Raw genomic sequence first — 25,724 nt, 5'->3', positions numbered from 1 at the left:
GAAAATGTTAAGTCAATTCACTAATTTTAAAAACCAGTTCAGCCAAGTCAGCACTAAGTCGCCTCCTGTTATAAGCAAGGCGCACCCAAAAGGTTCTTATAAACTAATTTTATTATATAGTTCATTTCCTTATCCATGAAAGAAAAACAAGAATCCTCGCGCCGCAGTTTCATCAAAAAATTAACCACCACAACCGCCGCGGTAGCCGTGGGCAACAGCCTATTTGCTGCCGAAAGCAGCGTTAAACCCTTCGCGATACTTAAACGCCAATTAGGTTATGAGTATAACGACCAGATTAATATAGCCCTGATTGGTGCCGGCGGTATGGGCAACAGCGATACCGATACCGCCCTTAAAGTACCCGGCGTAAAATTAGTTGCCGTTTGCGATTTGTATGATGGCCGCTTAAAAGATGCAAAAGCCAAATACGGCGCTGATATTTTTACTACCAAAATTTATAAAGAGATCCTGAACCGCAAGGATATTGACGCGGTAATTATAGCCACACCCGATCATTGGCACCAGCAAATTTCTGTTGACGCCATGCACGCCGGCAAGCATGTGTATTGCGAAAAACCCATGGTACACGCCATAGGCGAAGGCCCCGCGGTAATTAAGGCTCAACAGGAAACCGGCAAAATTTTCCAGGTGGGAAGCCAGGGGGTATCATCATTAGGAAACGAGAAAGCGCATGAGCTGTTAAAAAGCGGCGCTATCGGTCAGTTGAATTACGCCGAGGGCTTTTGGGCCAGGCGCGAACCATTAGAAGTATGGCAGTATCCTATCCCGGCAGACGCATCAACCCAAACGGTGGATTGGGAAACCTATATCAGCAACACCAAAAAACGCGATTACGACTCCAAGCGCTTTTTCCGCTGGAGGAACTATACCGATTATGGCACCGGCATGGCCGGCGATTTATTTGTGCACCTGTTTTCGAGCCTGCACTTTATTACCGATTCGATGGGGCCGAACAAAATTTACGCATCCGGCGGTTTACGTTTCTGGAATGATGGTCGCGAGGTACCAGATGTGCTGTTAGGCACTTTTGATTATGGTAAAACACAGGCGCACCCCGCTTTTAATTTATCGTTACGCTGCAATTTTGTAGATGGCACCAGCGGTACCACCTATTTGAAACTGGTAGGCAGCGAAGGATCAATGGACATTACCTGGGATAAGGTAACCCTTAAGCGCAATAAAACCTTTGCCAGCGACGATCCTTTTTACCTTGATAAACTAAAAAAGGCCGGCGTTGGCTATGCCGAACGCAAAAAGATGTTACCGCCTGAAGAAATCACCTACGATGCCGACAAAGGCTACATAGGCGGTCCTTACGATCATATGGTTAACTTTTTTACCGCCATCAGGAACAACGGCAAAGTAACCGAAGATGCCATTTTTGGCTATCGCGCCGCTGCCCCCGCCCTGCTTTGTAACGACAGCTATTATAAAGACAGCCCCATGTTTTGGGACCCGGAGAAAATGCAAGTGGCTTCGAAAAAGAATTAAGAGTCAAGAATCAAGAGTTAAGACAAAAAATAAAAAAGGAGGCATGTTGAACTTGTTTCAACATCCACGGAACAGGAGTTCTGTAGGTAAATCATCTATCCATTATTCATATGAAACAACAAATAAAAAGGCTGGGCCTGATGATAGCAGCTGCAGCCGTGGTTTGCGTTCAAACATCGGCAGTAGTAGTAAAAGTGCCGCCACATGTAAGGGCGACCACAAAAAAAGGCGACTGGGTAAACCTGTTTGATGGTAAAACATTAAAGGGCTGGCACAGCTTCAATAAAACCACGCCTGTAAAAAACTGGACCATCGTTGACGGCGCTTTAGTTTGCCTTGGCGCTGCCGAGGGTGATACCGGCGGCGATATTGTTACCGATAAAGCATACACCAACTTTGAGCTGGAATGGGAATGGAAGATTGACAAGGGCAGCAACAGTGGAGTATTATATCACGTAATTGAAGATGCTAAATATCACTCCACCTACGCCACCGGCCCCGAGTACCAGATCATTGATGATGAAGGCTGGCCCGACAAACTGGAAGAATGGCAAAAAACCGGCTGCGACTATGCCATGCACCTGCCCAACACCTTAAAAAAGGTTGAACCTATAGGCAAATGGAACATCAGCAAAATTGTATTTAACAACGGGCACGTGGAGCATTGGCTTAACGGATCAAAAATTATTGCCTTTGAAGCCTGGACCGATGAATGGAACAAAAAGAAAGCCGAAGGCAAATGGAAAGATTATCCCGATTATGGCACCGCCAAAACAGGCTTAATCGCCCTACAAGATCATGGGCATAAGGCTTATTTCAGGAATATCAGGATAAAGGAACTGTAACACGATTTGTCTGAACCGCGATTAAGCAGATTCATCAGATTTTTGGAATTTTTACTTACAGAGCAAAAAAATCCTGTACCCAAAATCTGTTTAATCCCGGTTCAGAAAATTATTTAGCCAATGCCAGCAAACCCTCCATATCCAATCTGCGGGTAAACATGGTCATTTCACCAAGCTCGTTAGTTGGCCATTGTTCTTTGGGGCGATCCCAGTAAAGTTCTACGCCGTTCTGGTCGGGGTCATTTAGGTAAATAGCTTCAGATACCCCATGATCTGATGCGCCGGTGATCGGATATTTGGCATCGATCAGTCTTTGTAATATCAGCGCCAGATCCTTACGTTCGGGGTAAAGAATGGCGGTATGAAAAAGCCCGGGCGCATACTCTGGTGCCGGTGATGCGCCTTTACTATGCCATGTATTTAAACCAATATGATGGTGATACCCTCCGGCCGAAATAAACGCGGCCTGATCGCCATACGTCAGCATTTTATCAAAACCAAGTAGTCCGCAATAAAAATCAAGTGACTTTTGCAGGTCGCTCACCTTTAAATGCACGTGACCGATGCGGGTTTGGGCGGGTATTTTATAATCTTCCATTGCTATATTGTTGTAAGGTTGGAATGTTTTAATGTTGTAAAGTTAGATATGAATGTAGCATAATTTGTCGCTTGTTTGTAAAAGATGTTTAAACATTCATTTTACTAAAAACAGTTCACCATCTTTGACAAACCAACATTTCAATTTTATAACCGTCCAACTTTACAACATACAGGAAACATTTCAACTTTACAACATTAAAACGTTCCAACCTTACAACAAACCTTAAGCAAACATTTCAACTTTACAACCTTCCAACTTTGAAACACCCAGGAAACATTACAACAAATTAAAAACTTACCTTTGCAGCATGATTGTTAAAACAGCCGAATTTATTTGCAGCAATACCCAAATCAGTAAGTTACCGCCGCCGGTAAAGGCCGAGTACGCTTTTATAGGCAGATCAAATGTGGGTAAATCTTCACTGATCAACATGCTTACCGCAAAAAAAGGGCTTGCAAAAACATCCCAAACCCCGGGCAAAACCCAGTTGATCAATCATTTTTTAGTTAACGATAGCTGGTACATTGTTGATTTACCCGGCTATGGTTACGCCCGGGCATCCAAAACAAATAAAGCCAACTGGAACAAATTTATCCATAACTACCTTGATAAACGCGAAAGCCTGCAATGTGTGATGGTGCTGATCGACAGTCGTCTTGAACCACAAAAAATAGATCTTGAATTTTGCAACTGGCTTGGCGAAAAAGGCTTATCATTTGTGTTGGTTTTCACCAAGGCCGATAAACAATCAAGCGTAAAAACCGATCAGAACATCGCCAAATTCAAAAAAGCCTTATTGGCTACTTTTGAAGAAGCGCCACAATATTTCATAACATCATCTGAGTTGCAATCGGGCAGAGATGAGATTTTGGATTTTATTGATAATATTAATAAGAGTTTTGTAATACCGCATTTCACTTCCCCTCTTGAGAGGGGGCGCGATGGAAACGAGTGATGGCAAGCTCTTTTCTCAATTCCCCTCTTGAGAGGGGGCGCGGAGGAAAGTGCGGCTGTAGGGGTGTGTTATACGCCATAAAGGCAAAGCGACAAGTAATTTATGCCACACAAAATCATCCCATACAACCCTAAACTAAAAGAGCTTGCCCGTAGGTTACGAAACGATAGCACTTTGGGCGAAGTATTGCTTTGGAATGAAATAAAAGGTAAAAAATTTGGTTTTGATTTTCACCGACAGAAACCATTGTTAAATTACATAGTTGATTTTTATTGCGGTGAGTTAAATTTGGTAATTGAAATAGATGGACAATATCACAGCCACGAAGAGAAATTTGAGGCTGACACAATAAGAGATCAGGAATTAGGCAAATATAATTTAACAGTACTGCGTTTCACTGAAAAGGAAGTAAAAACAGATATCAATAATGTGCTGAGGACAGTTGAACAACAGATTGTGGAGCAAGGCCATTGAGAATTTCAAGAAGCCTTATACAAGATTAAAATACAGGAATAACAAAATACGTGGGGGCATGTAGCAGAACACACCCCTACCCCTCTCAAGAGGGGATTTTTTTTAAAACAATATGAAAAAATACCTTTCATTAGTAACTTTCACACATACCATTTTTGCCATGCCCTTCGCCTTCATCGGCTTCTTTTTGGCAGTGACTACTACCGAGCATACTTTCGACTGGAAAAAACTGGTGCTCATGGTGCTTTGTATGATCTTTGCCCGTAACTCGGCCATGGCTTTTAACCGCTACCTGGATAGAGATATCGACGCCCAAAACCCGCGCACCAAACAACGGGATATTCCGGCAGGACGTATTACCGCGCCTGCGGCGTTAACATTTACATTGATCAATTGCGGGTTGTTTATTGCGGCTACTTTTTTTATCAACCCATTGTGCTTTTACTTATCACCAATTGCTTTATTTGTGGTGATGGGGTATAGTGCTACCAAACGTTTTACAGCACTTTGTCATTTGGTATTAGGCCTGGGGTTATCCTTGGCACCTATTGGCGCTTACCTGGTAGTTACCGGTGCTTTCGCCTTAACTCCGGTATTTTTCTCATTATCTGTTTTATGCTGGGTGAGTGGTTTTGATATCATTTACGCCCTGCAGGATGAGGACTTTGATCGTAGTCAAAACCTGCACTCCATCCCCGCCTATTTGGGTAAAGTGAACGCCTTAAGGCTTTCTACATTTTTACATGTTCTTTCGGCCCTGTTTATTATGATGCCGGTGTTATTTACGCATGTAGGGATTTTATACTACCTAGGCATCCTTTTCTTTTGCTCTATGTTGGTTTATCAGCATCTGTTGGTAAAACCAAACGATTTAAGCCGGGTTAACTTCGCTTTTATGACTACCAATGGTATTGCCAGTGTGGTGTTCGCGGTTTTATTTTTGCTGGATAGGATATGGACACGCTAACAGCTCTCCAAAAATTCAGGGAGCATGTAGAAAGCTACGTACCCGTGAATGACATGGAGTGGCAGGCATTAGCATCACATTTAGAAGTAAGTGCCCTTAAAAAAAAGAAATACTTTGCCGAACCGGGTAAAATTTGTAACCATATAGGCTTGGTTGTTAAAGGTGCCGTACGTTATTTTTTAGTAAAAGATGGCGAAGAAATAACGGGATATTTCAGTTTCGAGAACGAACTGCTTAGCTCCTACAAAAGCTTTTTAACCCGCCAACCCGGCGAAAACTATATACAAGCCCTGGAAGATTGTCATATTGTAACCCTTAGCTACAATGCTATGCAGCAGCTTTATGATGACGATCTTATTGGTAAAAAGATGGAGCGCTTCAGCAGGCTCATCGCCGAGCACTACCTCATCTGCTACGAAGACCGCGTAAGCGCCTTTATAACCCAAACACCCGAAGAGCGCTACAACAAGCTCCTGGAAACCGGCGGCGACGTACTACAGCGCATTCCCCAACATTACATAGCCAATTTTTTAGGCATCACCCCGGTTTCGTTATCTCGGATCAGGCGGAGGATTATGAAGATAAGCGCTTAGCCTCACCTAAATCCTCTCCAAAGGAGAGGACTTTGATTATCAGCATCAATTTTTTTTGTTATTTCAGGTTGATTTGCAGGACCCTCTCCTTTGGAGAGGGCAGGGTGAGGCTTTTTCTTATCTTTTGTTAACGTTTTGACTTACAAGGCTGCCCTACCTTTGTTATACACAAAACGAAAAAGATTATGCATACTATATTAGGAGCCGGCGGTCCGGTGGCAAATGCCCTAACCCGCGAATTATTGAGTGCTAACGAAACTATCCGTTTGGTTAGCCGCAAACCCGTTAACACAACCGGTAAAAACGTAACCTGGCAAAAGGCCGATCTGCTGAATTACGATGAGGTGCTATCAGCAGCCAAAGGATCAACCATCATTTACCTGGTAGCAGGATTGGTTTATGACAAAGATGTATGGAAACAGCAATGGCCCATCATTATGCAAAACGTTATCAACGTAACCAAAGCCACAGGTGCCCGACTTATATTTTTTGATAACGTTTACATGTACGGACTGGTTAACGGCGCCATGAAAGAAGATACACCCTACCATCCATCCAGCGTGAAGGGCAGCGTCCGCGCGGGTGTTGCCGATATGCTGATGGCCGAAGTAAAAGCAGGCAACATCAATGCTACCATAGCCCGCGCGCCTGATTTTTACGGAACCGACTCCACCAACAGTTTTGTTGATATGATGGTGCTGAGCAAATATGCTGCCGGCCAATCCGCACAATGGATAGGTGACGCCGGCAAAAAGCACAATTTTATTTTTATTGAAGATGCCGGCAAAGCGATGTACCTGCTTGGCCAAAACCCCGATAGCGCCAACCAGATATGGCATTTGCCAACGCCGCCTGCCATTACCGGCAAACAGTTTATAGAGATCGCCGCAAGCGTGTACAAAGTTAAACCCAGGTTTTTCAGCATTAAAAAATATATGCTGTGGTTGATAGGCCTCTTTCAAAAAGTGGTAATGGGCACTGTAGAAATGTATTACCAATACGATCACGACTATATTTTTGATAGCAGTAAATTTGAAAAAGCCTTCGACTTTAAACCAACCAGTTATGAGGATGGGATTACCGAGATGTCGAAAACGCTTTATAAGCCGAAGGCATAGTCCGTAAGTCGGGAAAGTCCGTGAAGTCCGAAAGTAACGTCGCCTGGGGATCTCAGTCCCCCATAGCCAGAAGATCAAATACATTGATTAAATCAACCACATTTTTTCAATCTTCCAGGCTTTTCCAACTTTCGGACTTCACGGACTTTCCCGACTTTCCGACTAAATCTGCATATTTGCATACACGCATATTTGCACATCTAAAATTATGATCCACAAAAAAACAAGAAAATATATCCCCGCTAAGCTTGATATTACCTGGGAAATACTTGAACCTTTTTATAAAGAATTACTGGAACGCCCTATTAATTCAGTTACCGAACTGGAAAAATGGCTGCACGACCGAAGCGAATTAGAAGCCGCTTTAGAAGAAGATTCGGCCTGGCGCTATATTCGCATGACCTGCGATACCACCAGCGAAGAACTGCTGGAAAGTTTCCAATATTTTGCTACTGAAATATCGCCCAAAATTGCGCCTTACGATAACGGACTGAACAAAAAACTGGTAACCAGCGAGTATATCGATCAGTTGGACGGCGAAAAATATTTTATCTTTTTAAGGGCGATAAAAAAATCGTTAGAACTTTTCCGCGAGGAGAATATCCCGGTACAAACCGAGATACAGGTTGAGCAGCAAAAATACCAGTCGATAACCGGTGCGATGTCTGTTCATATTGATGATAAGGAATATACATTGGAGCAAGCCTCGGTATTTTTAAAAGGTACCGACCGCGCCAAACGCCAGGAAGTTTGGGAAAAAATAACCGGTCGCCGCTTACAGGAAAAGGATACTTTAGATACCCTGTTTGATCACCTGCGCAAACTGCGCCACACGGTTGCCCTGAATGCGGGGTTTGAAAACTTCAGGGATTACATGTTCCAGGCCCTGGGCAGATTTGATTATACTCCCCAGGATTGTTACGCTTTCCACTCTGCTATCGAAACCGAGATTGTACCCATACTGCGCGAACAAGCAGAAAAACGCAAGACAGCCCTTGCCCTGCCGGCCTTAAAGCCCTGGGATATGGATGTTGATGTATCGGGTAAAGCAGCCTTAAAACCGTTTAACAATGGCAGCGAACTGATTGAAAAATCAATCCAATGCTTCGCCAATATCAACAGCTACCTGGGCGAGCGTTTGGAGATCATGAAAGAAAACAACCTGTTTGATGTAGAAAGCCGCAAAGGCAAAGCACCGGGCGGTTACAATTATCCCCTATCAGAAACCGGCGCACCATTCATTTTCATGAACTCGGCCAATACCTTCCGTGATTTAACCACCATGGTTCACGAAGGTGGCCACGCGGTACACACCTTTTTAACTGCCGACCTGGAACTAAACGATTTTAAACATTGCCCTTCAGAAGTTGCCGAATTGGCTTCCATGTCGATGGAGTTGATCTCGATGGATAACTGGGATGTGTTTTTTGATAACGAGGAAGACCTAAAACGCGCCAAACGCGATCAGCTTTTTGATGTGCTGAAAACTTTACCATGGGTAGCTGTTGTAGATCAGTTTCAGCATTGGATTTATACCAACCCTGATCATACCGATGCCGACCGTCGCGCTGCCTGGTTAGAAATCTATGAGCCATTTGGTGCCGGTTTTGTTGATTGGAGCGAGCATCCCGATGCAGAAGCCAACCTTTGGCAAAAACAACTGCACATTTTTGAGGTACCTTTTTATTACATTGAATATGGCATGGCCCAGCTTGGAGCTATAGCCGTTTGGAAAAATTATAAAGAAAACCCCGAAAAAGGTTTACAGCAATACCTTAATGCCCTAAAACTTGGCTACACCAAAACCATCAAAGAAATTTACGAAACCGCGGGTATCAAGTTTGATTTCAGCGCGGCTTACGTAAAGGAGTTGGCTGAATTTATTAAGGCGGAGATGGATAAGATATAGATCCTTAATGAATAAAATATCGTCATTGCGAGGTACGAAGCAATCCCCGATAAGAAGAGCGGCTTTGCAAATTTGCTCTGTACAGTCGGGGATTGCTTCGTACCTCGCAATGACGCTTTTTCATAGAAAAAGGGAGAACCTTTACAGATCCTCCCTTAAATCAAACTATTAAAACTAAATCAATTACATTTCGGGTTCGGCGGCTTTGTCAAAATGGAAAGTATCTTTTTTGTTTTCAAAGATGTACTGTTCCTTTTGTTTTTTAGGTTTTAATACCAGCCAGGTACCAAAAACCATGATGGCTAATGGCCAAACAATGCGGTCGGCACCGTCAAAATTATTGTCAATTAAACAGGCCACGCCAATCAGCATAATGATCATCCAAGATGGCTTTTTAAAATTGTATTTTGCCGCCATGTATGCGCCCCAGGCAATCATCCACATTGGCCAGCTAAACAACCAGTCGGGAATAAAAAACAATTGAAATTGATCTACCAGTAATATAGCTCCTATTACTAATAAAATAACCCCGGCGGCAACTTTGCTATTGTTTGGGGTTTCTACTGGGGTGTTTATATCGTTGTTCATCGCTGTAAGTATTAATTATGACCTAAAGGTATGGCGACATTACAGGCGCAACAATACAATACTGGCAGCACAACCAAACTACCCGGTAAGCAAAAGGATTTTATCGGTGAAAACGGCTAATCATTTCACCGGAATTTTGGCCCTGAAACTACATTCCCTCATATTTGTATATTAATCCGGCTGTAAGCCGATACCCAAACATGACAGATACCGATATATTGATTCTTGGCGCCGGTGCGGCCGGTTTAATGGCCGCCCGTACATTGGCTAAAGCAGGTAAAAAAGTAATAGTTATTGAAGCCCGCGATCGCATTGGCGGGCGCATACACACTGTTAAACACGGTCCGTCACAACAAACGATGGAGTTAGGTGCCGAATTTATTCACGGCGATTTACCGGTTACACAATGCTTATTAGAAGAAGCCGGCATTGCTTATCCACATGCCAGCGCCAACATGTATAAATACGAAAATGGCGAATTTACTACCGATGGCCCCTTAGTTGAACACTGGGATGAGTTAATAGAAAAACTGAACGCACTTGAGCAGGACATTACCATCGACCAATTTTTACAACGGGAATTTAATGCCGATAAATACGAGGGCACCCGCAAAATGGTGCGTCAATATGTATCCGGTTATGACAACGGCGATCCTGCAAAGGCAAGTTCATTTTCCTTACGGAAAGAATGGCAAGCCGAAGACATGGGCGCCCAATATCGCATAGCAGGCGGCTATGTAAGTCTTGTTGATTATTTGGCCGATGAAATAAAACAAGCCGGCGGCCAGATTTGCCTGAATGAAAATGCAAAGCAAATTGAATGGCAGCAAGGCCGGGTAATGATAACCACTAAGGAAGGCAATGCTTACAAAGCCAAACAGGTGCTTATCGCGCTGCCGCTTGGGGTTTTACAAGCGGGAATTGATCAAAGCGCATCATTAAGCTTTAAACCAACAATACCCGTTTATAGCGATGCTATTGCGGCAATGGGTTTTGGAGCAGTGATTAAAGTTCTTTTAGAGTTTGATGAAGCTTTTTGGGAAAGCAAAGAAACCGAAGATATGGGCTACCTTTTCAGTGAGCAGGAAATTCCAACCTGGTGGACACAAAGTCCTCAACAAAGCAATGTACTTACCGGGTGGCTGGGCGGACCTCCTGCCGAAGCCAAAACAGATATGGCAAATGATGAATTGTTAACCCAAAGCGTACAATCCTTAGCTAACATTTTTAAATACAATGCCACTGAATTAAGAAAAAAACTCCTTAGCTGGAAAATAGTGAACTGGACAGCCGATGAATTTACCCTTGGCTCTTACGCCTATGATACCATAGCAGCCAGCGAAGCCCGCAAAATCATATGCCAGCCCTTACAGGATACCATCTTTTTTGCCGGCGAATATCTTTATGAAGGTACAGCCATGGGTACGGTAGAAGCTGCCCTAACTACCGGGTTACGGATGGCGGAGCAGATTTTGCGTTTTGAATAAAGATACCAAAGCGGCGAAAGACTTCCGAAGTTTAAAAAACTTCGGAAGTCTGGGGATTTCCGAAACACCTATTATAGAATTTAATTTTACATAAAACACAATTTACAAATTTAAATTTCGTTATTGACAACAAATACCTTGTCAATGTTGAAGTTATTCTGCTACTTGCTAATATCCTGTTTTACAATATTCAGCCCCAAACATGATCTCCCCGATAGTAAACGCGCCAGCGATGTACGTTTTTCCATTTGGCCAAAACTGCAAAAGGAATTAGAAGATAGAGGATTCAAAACCAATGTAGCTGTTTACATCCGCATTTTTAAGGACCAGAATGCATTAGAAGTATGGGTAAAAAGCGGACTGAAATACAAGCTGTTTAAAACTTACGAAATCTGTTATTACTCGGGTAACCTGGGCACTAAAACCAGGAGCGGCGATAACAAAAGTCCGGAAGGGTTTTACACCATTGAACCTAAGCAACTAAACCCCGTAAGCAATTATTACCTGGCTATCAACGTAGGTTACCCCAACAAATTAGAACGACTGAAAGGTTACACAGGCGATGCCATCATGATTCACGGGCATTGCGCATCCATAGGTTGCTATGCCATGACCGATCCGCGAATTGAAGAAATTTACACCCTGGTTTATAAAGCGTTTGAGGGTGGGCAACAAAAAGTGAATCTTGATATCTATCCATTCAGGATGGATGCGGCGCACATGGCCTTTTACAGCCATCAGCCTTATATGGCATTCTGGAAAACTTTAAAACCGGGTTATGATAGGTTTGAGAAAACGCATATACCCGCGGATTACCATATTAAAGGTAAGGAATATGTATTTTGAGATAACGAAATGATTTAGCAATGAAAAACTTGCGAAGTTTCAAAAACTTCGGAAGTCTGGGGACGTCTAACCAATCACTACTTCTTCAGCCCCAATATCGAAAATTCATCTTTGGCTTTAGTAATAATGTTCCCCAGCATGCCCAGGCCGGTTACTTCCATTTCAACTAAATCGCCGGGTTGCAGCCATTGAGACTGGTAGCTGGCATCATTCAATAATCCTGTCCCGTTAAGCTCCAGGAAGCAGCCTGTGCCAACCGTGCCGGAGCCTATTACATCGCCGGGAAGAACATCGCAGCCGTAGGCGCAGCGTTCAATGATTTCGGCAAAGGTCCACTCCATATCGGCCAGATTACCTGCCGATACTTCTTTGCCATTCACCACGCATTTCATACTTAGGTTGTAAGTATTGCCGGTATGCCCCGGTTTAGCAGCAACTTTGTATTTTTCCAGTTCATCGGGTGTAACCAGCCACGGACCAAGTACTGTAGAAAAATCTTTCCCTTTTGCGGGGCCAAGGTTTAACAGCATTTCTTCCATTTGCAGGGTACGGGCGCTCATATCGTTCATAATCATAAAACCGGCAATAAAGCTATCCGCATCTGCCGCCCTAATATTGCGCCCCTTTTTATTAAGTACCACGGCAACCTCCAGCTCAAAATCAAGCTTATTGAAATGATCGGGCATACACTCAATTTCGCCTGCGCCTTGTATGGCGTTATGGTTTGTAAAATAAAATACAGGGTATTGGTCAAACTCGGGAATCATAGGCACGCCGCGGTTCCTGCGGGCGGTTTCTACATGCTGCCTGAAGGCATAGGCATCCCTACATGATGACGGATGCGGTACCGGGGCCATCAACTCAAAAAATAGTTCCTCTTTAGCTTCCATTTTGCCGCTGCTTATGGCAGCATGCACCTTACGCGCATGGTCCATCAATTCATCTCCCCCCCACAAAAACTCATTCATATTATCAGGAATCAGCTTATCGCAGGAGTTAAGATTGTAAATATGGCCATTGATAAAAATGCCTAAATGCTCACGGTCTTCCGTTTTATAGGATACTAATTTCATCGGTTGTTTTTGGTTGGTTATTTCAAAGCTAAGGAATTTTAGTGAGTGGTTGATTGAGTTGATTAAGTGAATGGTTTTTTATTTGAAGTTTGATTTTACCAATCAACTACTCACCTAATCAAACTCAATCAACCATTCACCAAACTAAAACTTGCATCACAATAATAAACCACCTAACTTCGTACTATACAAACCATGAGTATCCAAAAGCATTTTCTTTTTTCCCTGGGGCTTACCTCAATGAGCGATGCATCATCGTTCAGGGATGCTGTGCTTGCCAAAATTGTGTTGGCTCAATACTAATTACCCCTTCACTTTCTTAAATATTACTTAAGCACGTGTATATAACTTGTATGCCATTGCTGTACACATATTTAAGCACTTCCGAAACTATCCTGGTACTTTAAACGTTTTATTTTCAACCAATTAAAACATTATGCCTGTATATCACTCATTAGGAGCTATTCCGCCTAAACGGCATACGCAATTCCGTAAGCCCGATGGTACACTTTATGCCGAAGAACTGGTATCTACCGAAGGTTTTTCAAGCCTGTATTCGCTGGTTTACCATGCCTACCCGCCAACTATTGTTAAAACCCTGGGCGAGCCCTACAGCGTTGAGCCCAAAATAGCGCGCGAAAAGCACCTGAAGCATACCAGTCTCATTGGGTTTAACGTGAAGCCGGAAGATGATTACCTGCAAAGCCGTAAGCCCGTGTTGGTAAACAGCGATCTGCATATTTCGCTGGCCGCGCCACGCCAATCCATGACAGATTATTTTTACAAAAATAGTCAGGCCGATGAGGTGGTTTTTATTCATGAAGGTTCGGGAACGCTAAAAACGGGCTTCGGCAATATCAAATTTCAATATGGCGACTACCTGGTAATTCCGCGCGGTACCATTTACCAAATGGAATTTAACAGTACACAAAACAGGTTATTTATTATTGAAAGTTTTAGCCCAATCCGCCCGCCCAAACGTTACCGTAACCAATACGGGCAACTGATGGAACACTCGCCCTATTGCGAGCGCGACATCAAGCGCCCCGCCGATCTGAAAACTTACGACGAACATGGCGATTTCAAAATACTCATTAAAAAACAAGGCCTCATTTATCCATACATCTACGGCACACATCCTTTTGATTTTATCGGCTGGGATGGCTTCCACTATCCCTGGGCGTTATCCATTCATGATTTTGAACCCATAACCGGCAGGCTGCACCAGCCACCACCAGTGCATCAAACTTTTGAAGGCAACAACTTTGTTATTTGCTCCTTTGTGCCCCGCAAATTTGATTATCACCCGCTCTCTATCCCTGCGCCGTACAATCATAGCAATGTAGATAGCGACGAGGTGTTATACTATGTAGATGGCGATTTTATGAGCCGCAAAAGCGTGGTTAAAGGCCAAATCACCCTGCATCCGGGTGGCATACCACACGGTCCGCATCCTGGTTCGGTAGAAAAATCAATAGGCAAAGAATCAACCGACGAACTGGCAGTAATGATAGACCCCTTCAGGCCGCTAATGCTGACCGAAGACGCGATAAAAATTGAGGACGAGAATTATTATAAAAGCTGGCAGATGTAATGAGGTGAAAGGTAAAAGCTGAAAGGCGAAAGGTAGTATCCCCGTTAAAATCACTAATTCACTAACTCGCTAATTCACTAATTAAAAAACAATGAACACACAAACTATAGATACACCAACTACTACAACAGACTTTTTACCCTTAAACGGTACAGATTATGTTGAATTTTATGTGGGCAACGCCAAGCAGGCCGCTCACTTTTATAAAACCGCCTTCGGTTTCCAGGATCTGGCTTATGCCGGGCCGGAGACGGGCGTGCGAGACCGCGCATCTTACGTTTTACAACAGGGAAAAATCAGGATAGTATTAACTACTCCCCTGCACTCAGAGCACCTGATTGCCGAGCATATTAAAAAACATGGCGACGGCGTAAAGGTATTAGCCCTTTGGGTTGATGATGCTTACGACGCTTTTGATCAAACAGTTAGCCGTGGTGCAGAACCCTATCAGCAGCCAGTAACACTAAGCGATCAGAATGGAGAAGTTCGTACCAGCGGCATTAAGTTGTATGGCGAAACCGTTCACCTTTTTATCGAACGTAAAAACTATAAAGGATTGTTTTTACCGGGTTATGAAAAGCATGAAACTACCTACAACCCAACCGATACCGGTTTATTGTATGTAGACCACTGCGTGGGTAACGTAGGCTGGCATAAAATGAACGAATGGGTTAATTTCTACGAAGAAGTTTTAGGCTTTAAAAACATCTTAACCTTTGATGATAAAATGATCTCTACCGAATACTCTGCACTCATGAGCAAGGTAATGAGCAACGGCAATGGTTTCGTTAAATTCCCAATCAACGAACCGGCAGAGGGCAAAAAGAAATCGCAGATTGAAGAATACCTCGAATTTTACGAAGGAGAAGGCGTACAACACTTAGCCCTGGCTACACATGATATTGTGGCTACCGTAACAGACTTACAAAGCCGCGGCGTGGAATTTTTAACGGTACCTACCTCCTATTACGATGAACTCACCGACCGTGTTGGCCATATTGATGAAGACCTTGGGCCACTAAAACAATTAGGTATTTTGGTTGACAGGGACGATGAAGGCTACCTGCTACAAATTTTCACAAAACCCATCGAAGACAGGCCTACCCTTTTCTTTGAAATTATTCAGCGCAAAGGGGCCAAATCATTCGGGGCCGGCAATTTCAAAGCCTTGTTTGAAGCTATTGAGCGCGAACAAGAGTTGAGAGGAAATCTCTGATTTGGGATATCGGATTTATGAGCATGTGAAAACTTGCGAAGTTTTAAAAACTTCGCAAGTTTGGCTCGGCCTAAATCCCCAAGCCATTAGTTTCTTAAATAGGGTAAAAGTTGGCTTTTTTGTTATTGAAAAGAATTTTGTAATTTGACATTATTAATCAGGAGCGATGAACATAAAAGAAGATTTCCATCATTTAATTGAAACTATTGATGATGAGCAGCTTTTAAAAGGTTATTATCAACTTATACAACAGCTAAACAATAACCAAACCGGCGACTTGTGGAAAAACCTGGGTGAAGCCGAAAAACAAGAGTTATTACTGGCTCATGAAGAAAGTTTTGATGAAAAAAACTGGTTGAGCCACGAGCAAATGAAACAGCAGCATGATAAATGGCTAAAGTAATTGTTTGGAACAGAAGAGCGAGTGACAGTTTTAATTTAATTATTGAATATCTTCAACAAGAATGGGGTGATAATGTAACCCGGAACTTTGTGATTCGAGCCTATAAAATAATTGAGATTATCGCCGAAAACCCCGAAATAGGCACGGTAGAAAATCACGAAAAACAAATTCGGGGCTTCGTTATAACCAAACACAACACTTTGTTTTATAGGACGGGAATAAATTAATACTAATAACTTTCTTTGACAATAGAAAACATCCCCAAAAAAGATCTGAAATATAAACTTCCATCCTATGAAAAAACCCTGCCTGCTTATCGCGCTTATTTTTATAGGTGTTGCTTGCTTTGCGCAAAATACATCTAAAGTAAACCCTGCTTACGACGCCGCTCTCGCAAAAAAACTGGGTGCAGATCAATATGGGATGAAAAGGTATGTAATGGCTTTTTTAAAAGAAGGCCCCAACCGGTTAAAAGATTCCGCGGCACGAATGCAATTACAAATGGCCCATTTAAAAAACATTTCCAAACTGGCCGATGAGGGCAAATTAGTAGTAGCCGGACCATTTTTAGATGATCAGCCAATAAAAGGCATCTTTATTTTTAATGTAAAAACGCTTGAAGAAGCCAAAACGTTAACAGAAACAGATCCGGCTATTAAAGCAGGTTCGCTGATCATGGAGTTGCATCCGTTTTATTGCTCAGCCGCTTTGATGGAAGTTGTAAAAATTCACCATACCCTCGCAAGCGAGAATTTTTCTGACTAAATGCAGGCTGCCGATATTATAGATGTGCTAAAAGAGGAGGCTAACCCAGCCTACCTTGCCGGTATGACACGCTTTGGAATTGATAACACACAGGCATTAGGTGTTAAATTACCCGATTTACGTAAAATAGCCAAAATCATCAAAAAAGATCATAACCTCGCACTTGATCTTTGGGATACAGGCATTCATGAAGCCCGGATTATGGCATCTTTAGTAGATGATCCGGCATTAGTTACCGAACAACAAATCAATAGCTGGACCAATGATTTTTACTCATGGGATATTTGCGACCAGGTATGCGGTAACCTGTTTGACCGCACGCCATTTGCCATAGCCAAAGCGATTGAATTTAGCGCCCGTGAAGAAGAGTTTGTAAAACGTGCCGGTTTTGTTTTAATGGCCGAATACGCGGTACACAACAAGAAAGCCCATAATGAAGTTTTTATACCCTTTTTTACAATTATCGAGCGCGAAGCCTGGGATAACCGCAACTTTGTAAAAAAGGCTGTAAACTGGGCATTAAGGCAAATTGGTAAGAAAAATGAGTTACTGAAGGTCGAAGCAATAAGTACAGCAGAACGCATATTGGCACAAAACCATAAATCGGCCAGGTGGATAGCCAACAACGCTTTGGCAGAATTAACAAAACGGTAACACGCTCTCAATTTCATTACAAAATTGCCTGTAAAATAGGACATTACATCTCCATAATGTCAGTTTTAAAACTTCCTGGTTATTTTACGGTCATTTATTCCGAAAACAGGTATAACGCATGTATTTTAATTTTTCTATTTAGCGTTAAACAAACCTGCTTGTAAAAACCGATTTACATCAATTTATCAGAATTGGAGTTAATAATATTCCGTTTAGTTTTGGAGAATATTTTTTTTTGTAATTATCAGTATTTGAGTGATTTATAATCGCGCCAAATCTTATATTTGAAGTCCCCTAACTATTCTGAAAATTTACAGGTTTTATAAAACATTTACAACCAATAGTTGTAAATGTGGGGCGTTTTATAATTGTGGCACATATTTTACTATTAGCATGTGTCATAAATTGAACAAAGGGGTTATTTAAAGTATGAGTTTTTCTGACGGGCATAAGTTTTCTGATGATAGCAAGCAACACCTTGCTCAAATTATAGATAATATAAATGCCGGTATTTGGGAATATAATATTACTACAAAAGATATTAAATGGTCATCGGGCTTTTATACTGTTTTAGGTTACGAACCAGGTGAAATAGAATGCTCCAATCATATATTTTTTGAACACCTGCTTTACCACCAGGACAAGCCCGCCTTTTTAGCCGCTTTAAATCAGCAACAAAATACCATAGCCCAACCATTACAGGTAAGGCTCCTTACCAAAACATCAGGATATCATTGGTTTGAGAGTACGGTAAAAAAATACCATGATGAAACCGGGCAAATCATGTACGGCTCTATCATCAATATCAATCAATATAAGCAGGCTCAAACACAGGCCGCTTATAATGATCTGGTTTACAATGAAGCTGTTAAAATTGCCAAATTAGGAAGTTGGGAAATTAATACCCTCACTATGGGGCTATCAATGTCAAAACAGCTTTATGACATTTATGAACTGCAAAATCACGTTAAACTTTCTTTAGAGGAAGCCATCAGCTTTTTTGAACCGCAGCATCGCCCGGTAATAAAAAACGCCATTGATAATACCGTTCAATTTTGCCAGCCTTATGAGTTGGAATTACTTTTCAGATCAGCAAAAAATAATGTGATATGGGTAAGAGCCAAGGGAATACCCGTTATTGATGATTTTGGGAAATGTATAACCATACGTGGCATTATTCAGGATATCGACAATAAAAAAAGGAAAAACCTGGCACTTGAATCATCCCTGAATTTATTGACAGACCAAAACCGCCGGCTACAAAACTTTGCCTACATCGTATCGCACAACCTGCGATCGCACACCGGCAATTTACAGTTTATGGTAAAGCTTCACCAGGAAACAGAAATTGAGGAAGACCGTGCTGAAATCTTTTCGCACATTAAATCAATCAGTGATAGTTTAAACACTACCATTGATCATTTAAATGAGATCGTTAAAATTCAAACCGAAATTGGGAACGAAAGGACTATCATTGATTTTGAAACACTGTTTAACAACATCACATCGGCCCTTAAAAGCAATATAGAAGCACTTGACGCCCAGATAGACCATGACTTTAGCAAATGCCCTCAAATAAGCTATATACCCGCTTATATGGAAAGCATACTACAAAACCTGCTTACTAACTCGTTAAAATACAGTTCGCCCGATAGAAAGCCGGTTGTTAAATGTTATACACTGAAGGAGCGTGACCATGTGTACCTCATTTTTGAAGATAACGGAATTGGCATTGATATGGAACGTTATGGCGACAAAGTTTTTGGCATGTATAAAACATTCCATCAAAACCCTGATGCTAAGGGCATTGGCTTGTTTATAACGCGCAACCAGATTGAAGCATTGGGTGGTAGCATAAAGGTAGATAGTACCGTAAATATTGGCACAAAATTTACAATAAGGCTAATATAATATTAATAATATAATACCCGGCAAATGGCAGCAGAGAAGGATGAGGTAAGGATATGCCTGATTGACGACGACCAAACCTTTACCTTTGGTTTTAAAAAACTTATCAATTTAAAAGGGCTTAGCAGCAGCTTATTGAGTTTTAACAACGGCGACCAGGCTTTTCAATGGTTAAAAAACCCGTTTAACAGGCGTCAATTGCCCGATGTAATATTCCTGGATATTAATATGCCGGTTATGGACGGCTGGGAATTTATGCGGGAGTTTGCGGAATTAAAATCACAGTTGGGAAAAAAAATCGCCATTTATGTATTGAGTTCATCAATTGACCTGAATGATATTTACCGGGCTAAAAAAATTGCGGATATTAACGATTATATTTTTAAGCCCGTTAACGAGTTTCAGCTTTCCGAGATTGTAAACTGTTTGCAAAACAATGTTGATCACAAAAAAAACTGCCGATATAAATAACCAGGAGGCATTTACATCGGCAGCTATGTATCGTTACTCAATATAGCTTTCAAGTATCTTGAAACCCTGCGTGGTTTCTAACTCAATTTTATCGATGTTTTTTGGCAACAGGATGCACTCACCCATTTTTACGGGGTAAGTTTCACCGTTGTAAGTAACATTATAAGCGCCTTCCACACAAACGTGAATTACAAACGAATCAAGATTTGAATAGTCTTTAGCCGTGCTTTTATCAAAATCTAATACATTGGTAGTAAAGTAAGGGCAGCTAACTAAATGCACTGTTTCATCTTTTTGGGGTTCATACAGCGTTTTGTATTCCGGGTAATGTTTATAATCTATAGCAGCCAGCGCTTCCTGGGTATGTAGCTCGCGTTTGTTACCTTTATCATCTACCCTATCAAAATCATAAATACGATAGGTGATATCTGATGTTTGCTGAATTTCGGCAATAAGCAAACCCTTACCAATGGTGTGTACACGGCCGGCCGGTAAAAAGAAAACATCACCAGCGTTAACATCTTCCTTATTCAGGATATCCATAATGTGGCCGCTGTTTAAAGCATCCACATATTTCTGCTCGGTCATTTCCTGGTTAAAACCAGCTATCAGGGTCGAACCCGGATCGGTTTCAATTACATACCACATTTCGGTTTTACCAAATGAGTTGTGGCGTTCTTTAGCCAGTTTATCATCGGGATGCACCTGTACCGAAAGATCATCATTGGCATCAATAAATTTTACCAACAAGGGGAAAATATTACCAAAATGATCATATACTTTTTTGCCTACTAATTCATCTTTATATTGCTCTAACAAATCGGCCAATGACTCACCTTCAAGGGCTCCGCCTGCAACAACAGATACATCAGATTTTACGCCCGAAATTTCCCAGGTTTCACCACAGTTTGGCAAATCGCCAAAATCTTTATGTAAATAGGTTTTGATCTTTTGACCGCCCCAAATTTTATCTTTAAATATAGTTTTGAATTTTAACGGATATAATGCCGACATGATAGTTGTTTTTTTTGAATTGCTAAGTTAAAAGTTAAATAAGAAAAGCCTAAAAATAAAAATACAAAAGCACTGGTAGCTATACGGTGATATCATTGTACCCATCGCTGCTTCCAATAAAAGGCAATAAAAAAAGCCCGCTCTTTTCAGAACAGGCTTTCTTTAAAAATTAACCGGGATAATTATTTACCCAATTTAGCTTTTAAGTTTTCGTCAATAGCGGCTAAAAACTCTTCGGTATATAAGTAATCTGTACCGTGCTCAACTTTAGGTTTAATGGTGATAGCCAAATCTTTGGTCATTTTGCCACTTTCAACAGTTTCAATACAAACCTGCTCTAAAGTTTTGCAGAAATTAACCAGTTCCTGGTTGTTATCCAGGATACCGCGGAATTCTAAACCTCTTGTCCAGGCAAATATAGAAGCGATAGGGTTGGTTGAAGTTGGTTTGCCAGCCTGGTGCTCGCGGTAGTGACGGGTTACCGTACCGTGTGCTGCTTCGGCTTCCATCACAGTGCCATCTGGTGTAACCAAAGTTGAGGTCATTAAGCCTAATGAACCAAAACCTTGCGCAACGGTATCTGATTGTACGTCGCCATCATAGTTTTTACAAGCCCAAACAAAGTTACCATTCCATTTCAGGGCAGATGCAACCATGTCGTCAATTAAACGATGCTCGTAAGTGATGCCGGCTTCGGCAAATTTAGCTTTGTAATCGTTTTGATAGATCTCTTCAAAGATATCTTTGAAACGACCATCGTATTTTTTAAGAATGGTATTTTTGGTTGATAAATATAAAGGCCAGCCTTTCATCAAAGCCTGGTTAAAACATGCGTGTGCAAATCCTTTGATAGATTCATCGGTGTTGTACATGGTTAAAGCAACACCATCACCTTTAAAATTAAACACTTCAAATGATTGCTCGGCGCCACCATCCTCTGGTGTAAAAGTTACGGTAAGTTTACCTTTACCTTTGGTTACAAAATCAGTAGCGCGGTACTGATCACCAAAAGCGTGACGACCGATACAGATTGGGGCTGTCCAGTTTGGAACTAAACGCGGTACATTTGCCATAACGATAGGCTCACGAAAAACCGTTCCATCCAAAATGTTACGAATGGTTCCGTTTGGTGAGCGCCACATTTGTTTCAAACCAAATTCTTCAACTCGGGCTTCATCAGGGGTGATGGTAGCACATTTAATACCTACACCATATTTTAAAATAGCATTTGCGGCATCAACAGTTACCTGGTCGTTTGTTTCATCGCGGTACTCAATACCAAGATCATAGTACTTGATATCCAAATCAAGGTAAGGAACAATCAATTTATCCTTGATGAATTTCCAGATGATACGGGTCATCTCGTCGCCATCCAGTTCAACAACCGGATTTTCTACTTTAATTTTTGACATATCTAAGGTTACTTTTGTATTTAAATGGCCCCAAATATATTAATTTGACTTTATCAATCTATTGAAATAATTAATGAAAATAATTGATTGCCTTTTCGTGACGATTTATTGCCGCAGTTTATTGTTTTTATAAACTTTGATGCTATTTTTATAAAATTAAACGTTAATACTCCAAACAGATAGCTAAACCAAAGCTACTGTTGCTTATATTATGATAAAACACATAACAAAAACACTGTTCATATTCATCCTGTCGGCCATTTCATTTTGTGCCAAAGCGCAAATTGGTTATGACTACGCGCAATATGACGTAGGCACATCCGTAGGCGTTAACGTTGCCGCTATGGCCGATGTAAATACACTTACCGTTACACCATCTGTTAATTTTAACTTTAATTACAACCAAAGCCCTTATACCAATTATGTATTTAATTTAGAGGTTGGCCGTCTTGAAGGTGGTACGCTTGCATCTTCATCGGGCAGAAAGTTTGAAAATCACTTTACAGCGTTTTCCTTCAGAGGACAATTACAGGCCGGAGAATTTTTAGACTATTCAACAAGCCCGTTTTTAAACGCGGTTAAAAATTTGTATGTATCTGCCGGTATTGGTTACATCGTAAACCATATTGTGTACAAAAGCCTTGACAAACGCGACCCAACCTATGCCACCGGCGATAACAATGCGCAAACGCCATTTTTACCTTTAAGATTGGGTTACGAGTTTAAAATATATAATGATTACAGTCAACCCAGCGTTAAAATAGACATAGGCTACCAGTACAATTACATATTTGGCGATGAACTTGACGGCTACAAAACAGCTGCAAGTAATAACGATGCTTACGCCCAATTTACCATTGGTGTAAAATTTGCTATTGGCGGTGTAACTTCTTATAGGAAACAAATCCACTATTAATTTTTTCTTTTTTGCAGCGGCGGTCGCGTTTTTTGGCAAGGTTTTTACTGTATATTTAATATAAAATACAAAAACCATGAGCAACCTGAATATTAACCCCGGCTACAATGACGATGACTCCCTTCACGATGATACTAACGACCGCGACAGGACGCTAAAAGACGAATTGGGCGAAACCATTGATGCAGAAGACCTTAATTATAACGCCGACGACGACAGCTTTGAGTATGATGTAAAAAGCGATGATCCGGATTATGATCACCCCGATCCTTATAAAACATCGGTAAAAAACGGTGAGGATATGAACTCTACCTACGATGAAGCCAACCCTTATGATGCCGCGGACGGTGAATACAGCAACAAAAGATCAATAGAAACCGATGTTGATGAGTTAGGTATGCATGTTGATGATGGCGATATTGTTGAAGTTGACCCAGCTGACGCAGCATTGGCCCACACCCCCGAAGATGACCGCGATGACCTTGATGAAGAAGGATATCCTAAGAATATATAAGTGAGTAGTGAGTAAACGCTTTATATTATTAACGGTTTTGCTTTTTTTCACTTATTCACTACCCGTATTGGTTAATCAAAATCGAGGTTGAAGCGATTGCGCAGATCCATCAGATCGGGGTGGTTTGTGGCCATGTATTGAAATTTTTCGATAGCGGTATATGGCTTACGTACCACCTTTTGCTCATCAACACGTGCATGCACCTCTATACTAAAGTTGTTGAGTTTGCTTCTCAAAAAATTATGCATTTCGGGGCGTTCATCTTTAAATAGATTTTCCTGCACCATGTTGCCCACCACAATCTCAAATTCATAGGGTTTTATCATCCTGGGAGCGTTGGAGGTAAATATGGTTACCAGGTTTTTTTTACCATCGGCCTTAACCTTGGCAGCAAAATCACTCCAATGCTTCAAAAAGCTATCCATAGTAAAATCATCATTGGCCTCGCCCTTAAGGTAAGGGTCTTCCTCCTCCGCAATCTCCTCTTCAGTTTTGGCAAGGTCTGTTAAAGATGGCGTTAGTGTTGACCGAAGAGGCATTATTATTTTAGGCCGCTCGGTTACAATAGGAGCTACCGGGGTTTCCTTAGCCGATGCTATGGGTGGTGTTACAGGTTGTTCGTTAACAACCGGCACGGTTTTATTATAAACCGGCGGCGCATCGTTCAAAACTCTCGTTTCACCAACCCCATTACCTGCGTTAACCGGGGTTATTGCTGAGGTATCAGGTTTTTTTTTTAATGGCCCTTCGTTAGCGGACGTTCCATTGAGCGGCGTTGCGGCCATATTAAAGGCCGAGGGCAGGTGGCACATTTTGAGTAGAGCCAGCTCAACCTGCAGGCGTTGATTTTTACTCAGTTTATAACTGATATCGCATTGGTTGGCAATGTTCATGGCCGATAACAGGAACGACACCGAACCTGCTTGTGATTGCTGAAGATATTTGTTTTTAATGCCTTCGCTTACTTCCAGCAATTTTAATGTAGATTGATCTTTACTTACCAGCAGGTTACGAAAGTGCTCGCTTAAACCAGCTATAAAATGCGCGCCATCAAAACCGCGCGAAAGGATCTCATCAAAAAACAACAGCACTTTAGCTGTATCTTCTTTAAGCAGGCTTTCGGTTATATTAAAATAGTAGTCGTAATCAAGTATGTTGAGGTTGTCAATAACCGAACGGTAAGTAACCTTACCGCCAGAAAAACTAACAATCTGATCAAACATCGATAAAGCGTCCCTTAAACCGCCATCGGCTTTTTGGGCGATGATGTGCAGGCCATCGGGTTCGTAACTGATGCTTTCTTTACCTGCTATCGACGCCAGGTGCGCGGCCATATCATCAACCTTAATACGGTTAAAATCAAAAATCTGGCAACGGGATAATATGGTTGGGAGTATTTTATGCTTCTCTGTGGTAGCTAATATAAAAATGGCATAATGAGGTGGTTCTTCAAGCGTTTTCAGGAAAGCGTTAAAAGCCGCCTGCGATAGCATGTGCACCTCATCAATAATATACACCTTATAACGTGCTGCCTGGGGAGGTATCCGTACCTGCTCAATTAAACTACGAATATCATCAACCGAGTTATTTGACGCGGCATCAAGCTCATGAACATTAAAAGAGTTACCGTTTTCAAAAGCTTTGCAACTGGCGCATTCACCGCAAGCTTCGCCATTGGGTTGCAAACTGGTGCAATTTATGGTTTTTGCAAGGATACGCGCACAAGTAGTTTTGCCCACACCACGCGGACCGCAGAACAAAAATGCCTGCGCAAGCTGGTTATTTTTAATAGCGTTTTTGAGCGTGTTGGTTATATGTTGCTGACCAACAACAGTTTCAAAAGTAGCCGGGCGATACTTACGGGCCGAAACAATGAAATTATCCACAGG

26 protein-coding genes are annotated in these 25,724 nt (G+C 41.8%); 20 read left to right on the top strand and 6 right to left on the bottom strand.

The features are described 5' to 3' along the window. Positions 1–135: 135 nt before the first annotated feature. Positions 136–1,512 carry a Gfo/Idh/MocA family protein gene (locus QWZ17_RS10610; RefSeq protein ID WP_290305174.1) on the top strand — a complete coding sequence of 459 codons (1,377 nt, stop codon included), beginning with the start codon at positions 136–138 and terminating at the stop codon, positions 1,510–1,512. Positions 1,513–1,622: 110 nt separating this feature from the next. Further along, a complete protein-coding gene (locus QWZ17_RS10605; RefSeq protein ID WP_290305173.1) occupies positions 1,623–2,357 on the top strand; it encodes a 3-keto-disaccharide hydrolase in 735 nt (244 codons plus the stop codon). 109 nt (positions 2,358–2,466) lie between these two features. Here the strand turns inward: QWZ17_RS10605 and QWZ17_RS10600 are convergent, their stop codons facing one another. Continuing rightward, positions 2,467–2,955 carry a VOC family protein gene (locus tag QWZ17_RS10600; protein WP_290305172.1) on the bottom strand — a complete coding sequence of 163 codons (489 nt, stop codon included), beginning with the start codon at positions 2,953–2,955 and terminating at the stop codon, positions 2,467–2,469. A 310-nt stretch (positions 2,956–3,265) separates the two neighbouring features. On the opposite strand from QWZ17_RS10600, the gene yihA reads away from it, so the two are divergent. From yihA to QWZ17_RS10570, 6 genes are all read left to right on the top strand, one after another. Then, a complete protein-coding gene (yihA, locus tag QWZ17_RS10595; RefSeq protein WP_290305171.1) occupies positions 3,266–3,913 on the top strand; it encodes a ribosome biogenesis GTP-binding protein YihA/YsxC in 648 nt (215 codons plus the stop codon). Positions 3,914–4,015: 102 nt separating this feature from the next. Continuing rightward, complete coding sequence (locus QWZ17_RS10590) at positions 4,016–4,387, top strand: endonuclease domain-containing protein (protein ID WP_290305170.1); 372 nt, start codon at positions 4,016–4,018, stop codon at positions 4,385–4,387. Between the two features lie 112 nt (positions 4,388–4,499). Then, positions 4,500–5,354, top strand: coding sequence for a UbiA-like polyprenyltransferase (locus tag QWZ17_RS10585; protein ID WP_290305169.1), 855 nt, complete (start codon positions 4,500–4,502; stop codon positions 5,352–5,354). Further along, entirely contained in the window at positions 5,342–5,947 is a 606-nt protein-coding gene (locus QWZ17_RS10580) for a Crp/Fnr family transcriptional regulator (RefSeq protein ID WP_290305168.1), read from the top strand. Before QWZ17_RS10585 ends, QWZ17_RS10580 begins: the two co-directional genes overlap by 13 nt. Positions 5,948–6,132: 185 nt before the next feature. Next, positions 6,133–7,065 (top strand): NAD-dependent epimerase/dehydratase family protein, encoded by a 933-nt coding sequence (locus QWZ17_RS10575; RefSeq protein WP_290305167.1) that lies wholly within the window; start codon positions 6,133–6,135, stop codon positions 7,063–7,065. A 208-nt stretch (positions 7,066–7,273) separates the two neighbouring features. Continuing rightward, on the top strand, positions 7,274–8,974 hold the full coding sequence (locus QWZ17_RS10570) for a M3 family oligoendopeptidase (protein WP_290305166.1): 1,701 nt from the start codon (positions 7,274–7,276) through the stop codon (positions 8,972–8,974). A 183-nt stretch (positions 8,975–9,157) separates the two neighbouring features. On the opposite strand, the gene QWZ17_RS10565 is transcribed toward QWZ17_RS10570, so the two are convergent. Further along, the gene (locus QWZ17_RS10565; protein WP_290305165.1) at positions 9,158–9,562 is read right to left on the bottom strand and encodes a LiaF transmembrane domain-containing protein; all 405 of its coding nucleotides are present in this window, start codon (positions 9,560–9,562) and stop codon (positions 9,158–9,160) included. 200 nt (positions 9,563–9,762) lie between these two features. Here QWZ17_RS10565 and QWZ17_RS10560 point away from each other — a divergent pair, with 200 nt between their 5' ends. Then, positions 9,763–11,049: a flavin monoamine oxidase family protein gene (locus QWZ17_RS10560; protein ID WP_290305164.1), complete on the top strand. Its 1,287-nt coding sequence runs from the start codon at positions 9,763–9,765 to the stop codon at positions 11,047–11,049. 144 nt (positions 11,050–11,193) lie between these two features. Then, positions 11,194–11,895, top strand: a complete 702-nt coding sequence (locus QWZ17_RS10555) for a L,D-transpeptidase family protein (RefSeq protein WP_290305163.1) — start codon at positions 11,194–11,196, stop codon at positions 11,893–11,895. A gap of 77 nt (positions 11,896–11,972) precedes the next feature. Here the strand turns inward: QWZ17_RS10555 and QWZ17_RS10550 are convergent, their stop codons facing one another. Continuing rightward, positions 11,973–12,968: a fumarylacetoacetate hydrolase family protein gene (locus tag QWZ17_RS10550; RefSeq protein WP_290305162.1), complete on the bottom strand. Its 996-nt coding sequence runs from the start codon at positions 12,966–12,968 to the stop codon at positions 11,973–11,975. 436 nt (positions 12,969–13,404) lie between these two features. On the opposite strand from QWZ17_RS10550, the gene QWZ17_RS10545 reads away from it, so the two are divergent. The 8 genes from QWZ17_RS10545 (at position 13,405) to QWZ17_RS10510 (ending at position 19,979) form a co-directional block, all read left to right on the top strand. Beyond that, the gene (locus tag QWZ17_RS10545) at positions 13,405–14,562 is read left to right on the top strand and encodes a homogentisate 1,2-dioxygenase (protein ID WP_290305161.1); all 1,158 of its coding nucleotides are present in this window, start codon (positions 13,405–13,407) and stop codon (positions 14,560–14,562) included. Positions 14,563–14,653: 91 nt separating this feature from the next. Beyond that, positions 14,654–15,778, top strand: a complete 1,125-nt coding sequence (gene hppD, locus QWZ17_RS10540) for a 4-hydroxyphenylpyruvate dioxygenase (protein ID WP_290305160.1) — start codon at positions 14,654–14,656, stop codon at positions 15,776–15,778. A gap of 166 nt (positions 15,779–15,944) precedes the next feature. Next, positions 15,945–16,181: a hypothetical protein gene (locus QWZ17_RS10535; RefSeq protein ID WP_290305159.1), complete on the top strand. Its 237-nt coding sequence runs from the start codon at positions 15,945–15,947 to the stop codon at positions 16,179–16,181. Beyond that, the gene (locus QWZ17_RS10530) at positions 16,169–16,408 is read left to right on the top strand and encodes a type II toxin-antitoxin system RelE/ParE family toxin (RefSeq protein WP_290305158.1); all 240 of its coding nucleotides are present in this window, start codon (positions 16,169–16,171) and stop codon (positions 16,406–16,408) included. Before QWZ17_RS10535 ends, QWZ17_RS10530 begins: the two co-directional genes overlap by 13 nt. Before the next feature lie 67 nt (positions 16,409–16,475). Next, on the top strand, positions 16,476–16,946 hold the full coding sequence (locus tag QWZ17_RS10525; protein WP_290305157.1) for a YciI family protein: 471 nt from the start codon (positions 16,476–16,478) through the stop codon (positions 16,944–16,946). Beyond that, positions 16,947–17,600, top strand: coding sequence for a DNA alkylation repair protein (locus QWZ17_RS10520; protein ID WP_290305156.1), 654 nt, complete (start codon positions 16,947–16,949; stop codon positions 17,598–17,600). A gap of 429 nt (positions 17,601–18,029) precedes the next feature. After that, on the top strand, positions 18,030–19,511 hold the full coding sequence (locus QWZ17_RS10515) for a PAS domain-containing sensor histidine kinase (RefSeq protein ID WP_290305155.1): 1,482 nt from the start codon (positions 18,030–18,032) through the stop codon (positions 19,509–19,511). 24 nt (positions 19,512–19,535) lie between these two features. After that, entirely contained in the window at positions 19,536–19,979 is a 444-nt protein-coding gene (locus tag QWZ17_RS10510) for a response regulator (RefSeq protein ID WP_290305154.1), read from the top strand. Positions 19,980–20,012: 33 nt separating this feature from the next. On the opposite strand, the gene QWZ17_RS10505 is transcribed toward QWZ17_RS10510, so the two are convergent. After that, positions 20,013–20,993, bottom strand: coding sequence for a type I phosphomannose isomerase catalytic subunit (locus QWZ17_RS10505; protein WP_290305153.1), 981 nt, complete (start codon positions 20,991–20,993; stop codon positions 20,013–20,015). 182 nt (positions 20,994–21,175) lie between these two features. Then, positions 21,176–22,405 carry an NADP-dependent isocitrate dehydrogenase gene (locus QWZ17_RS10500; protein WP_290305152.1) on the bottom strand — a complete coding sequence of 410 codons (1,230 nt, stop codon included), beginning with the start codon at positions 22,403–22,405 and terminating at the stop codon, positions 21,176–21,178. A gap of 211 nt (positions 22,406–22,616) precedes the next feature. Between QWZ17_RS10500 and QWZ17_RS10495 the strand changes: the two genes are divergently transcribed. Together QWZ17_RS10495 and QWZ17_RS10490 are read left to right on the top strand one after the other, a co-directional pair. Then, positions 22,617–23,321, top strand: coding sequence for a hypothetical protein (locus tag QWZ17_RS10495; protein WP_290305151.1), 705 nt, complete (start codon positions 22,617–22,619; stop codon positions 23,319–23,321). Between the two features lie 76 nt (positions 23,322–23,397). Beyond that, complete coding sequence (locus QWZ17_RS10490) at positions 23,398–23,835, top strand: hypothetical protein (RefSeq protein ID WP_290305150.1); 438 nt, start codon at positions 23,398–23,400, stop codon at positions 23,833–23,835. A 71-nt stretch (positions 23,836–23,906) separates the two neighbouring features. Here the strand turns inward: QWZ17_RS10490 and QWZ17_RS10485 are convergent, their stop codons facing one another. Next, entirely contained in the window at positions 23,907–25,721 is a 1,815-nt protein-coding gene (locus QWZ17_RS10485; protein ID WP_290305149.1) for a DNA polymerase III subunit gamma/tau, read from the bottom strand. Between the last annotated feature and the right edge of the window lie 3 nt (positions 25,722–25,724).

The organism is Mucilaginibacter flavus, from assembly GCF_030409315.1.
GTDB classification, from domain to species: Bacteria; Bacteroidota; Bacteroidia; order Sphingobacteriales; family Sphingobacteriaceae; genus Mucilaginibacter; species Mucilaginibacter flavus.
Note: the sequence above shows the minus strand (reverse complement) of the source record. Positions and strands in the feature narration are given on the sequence as shown.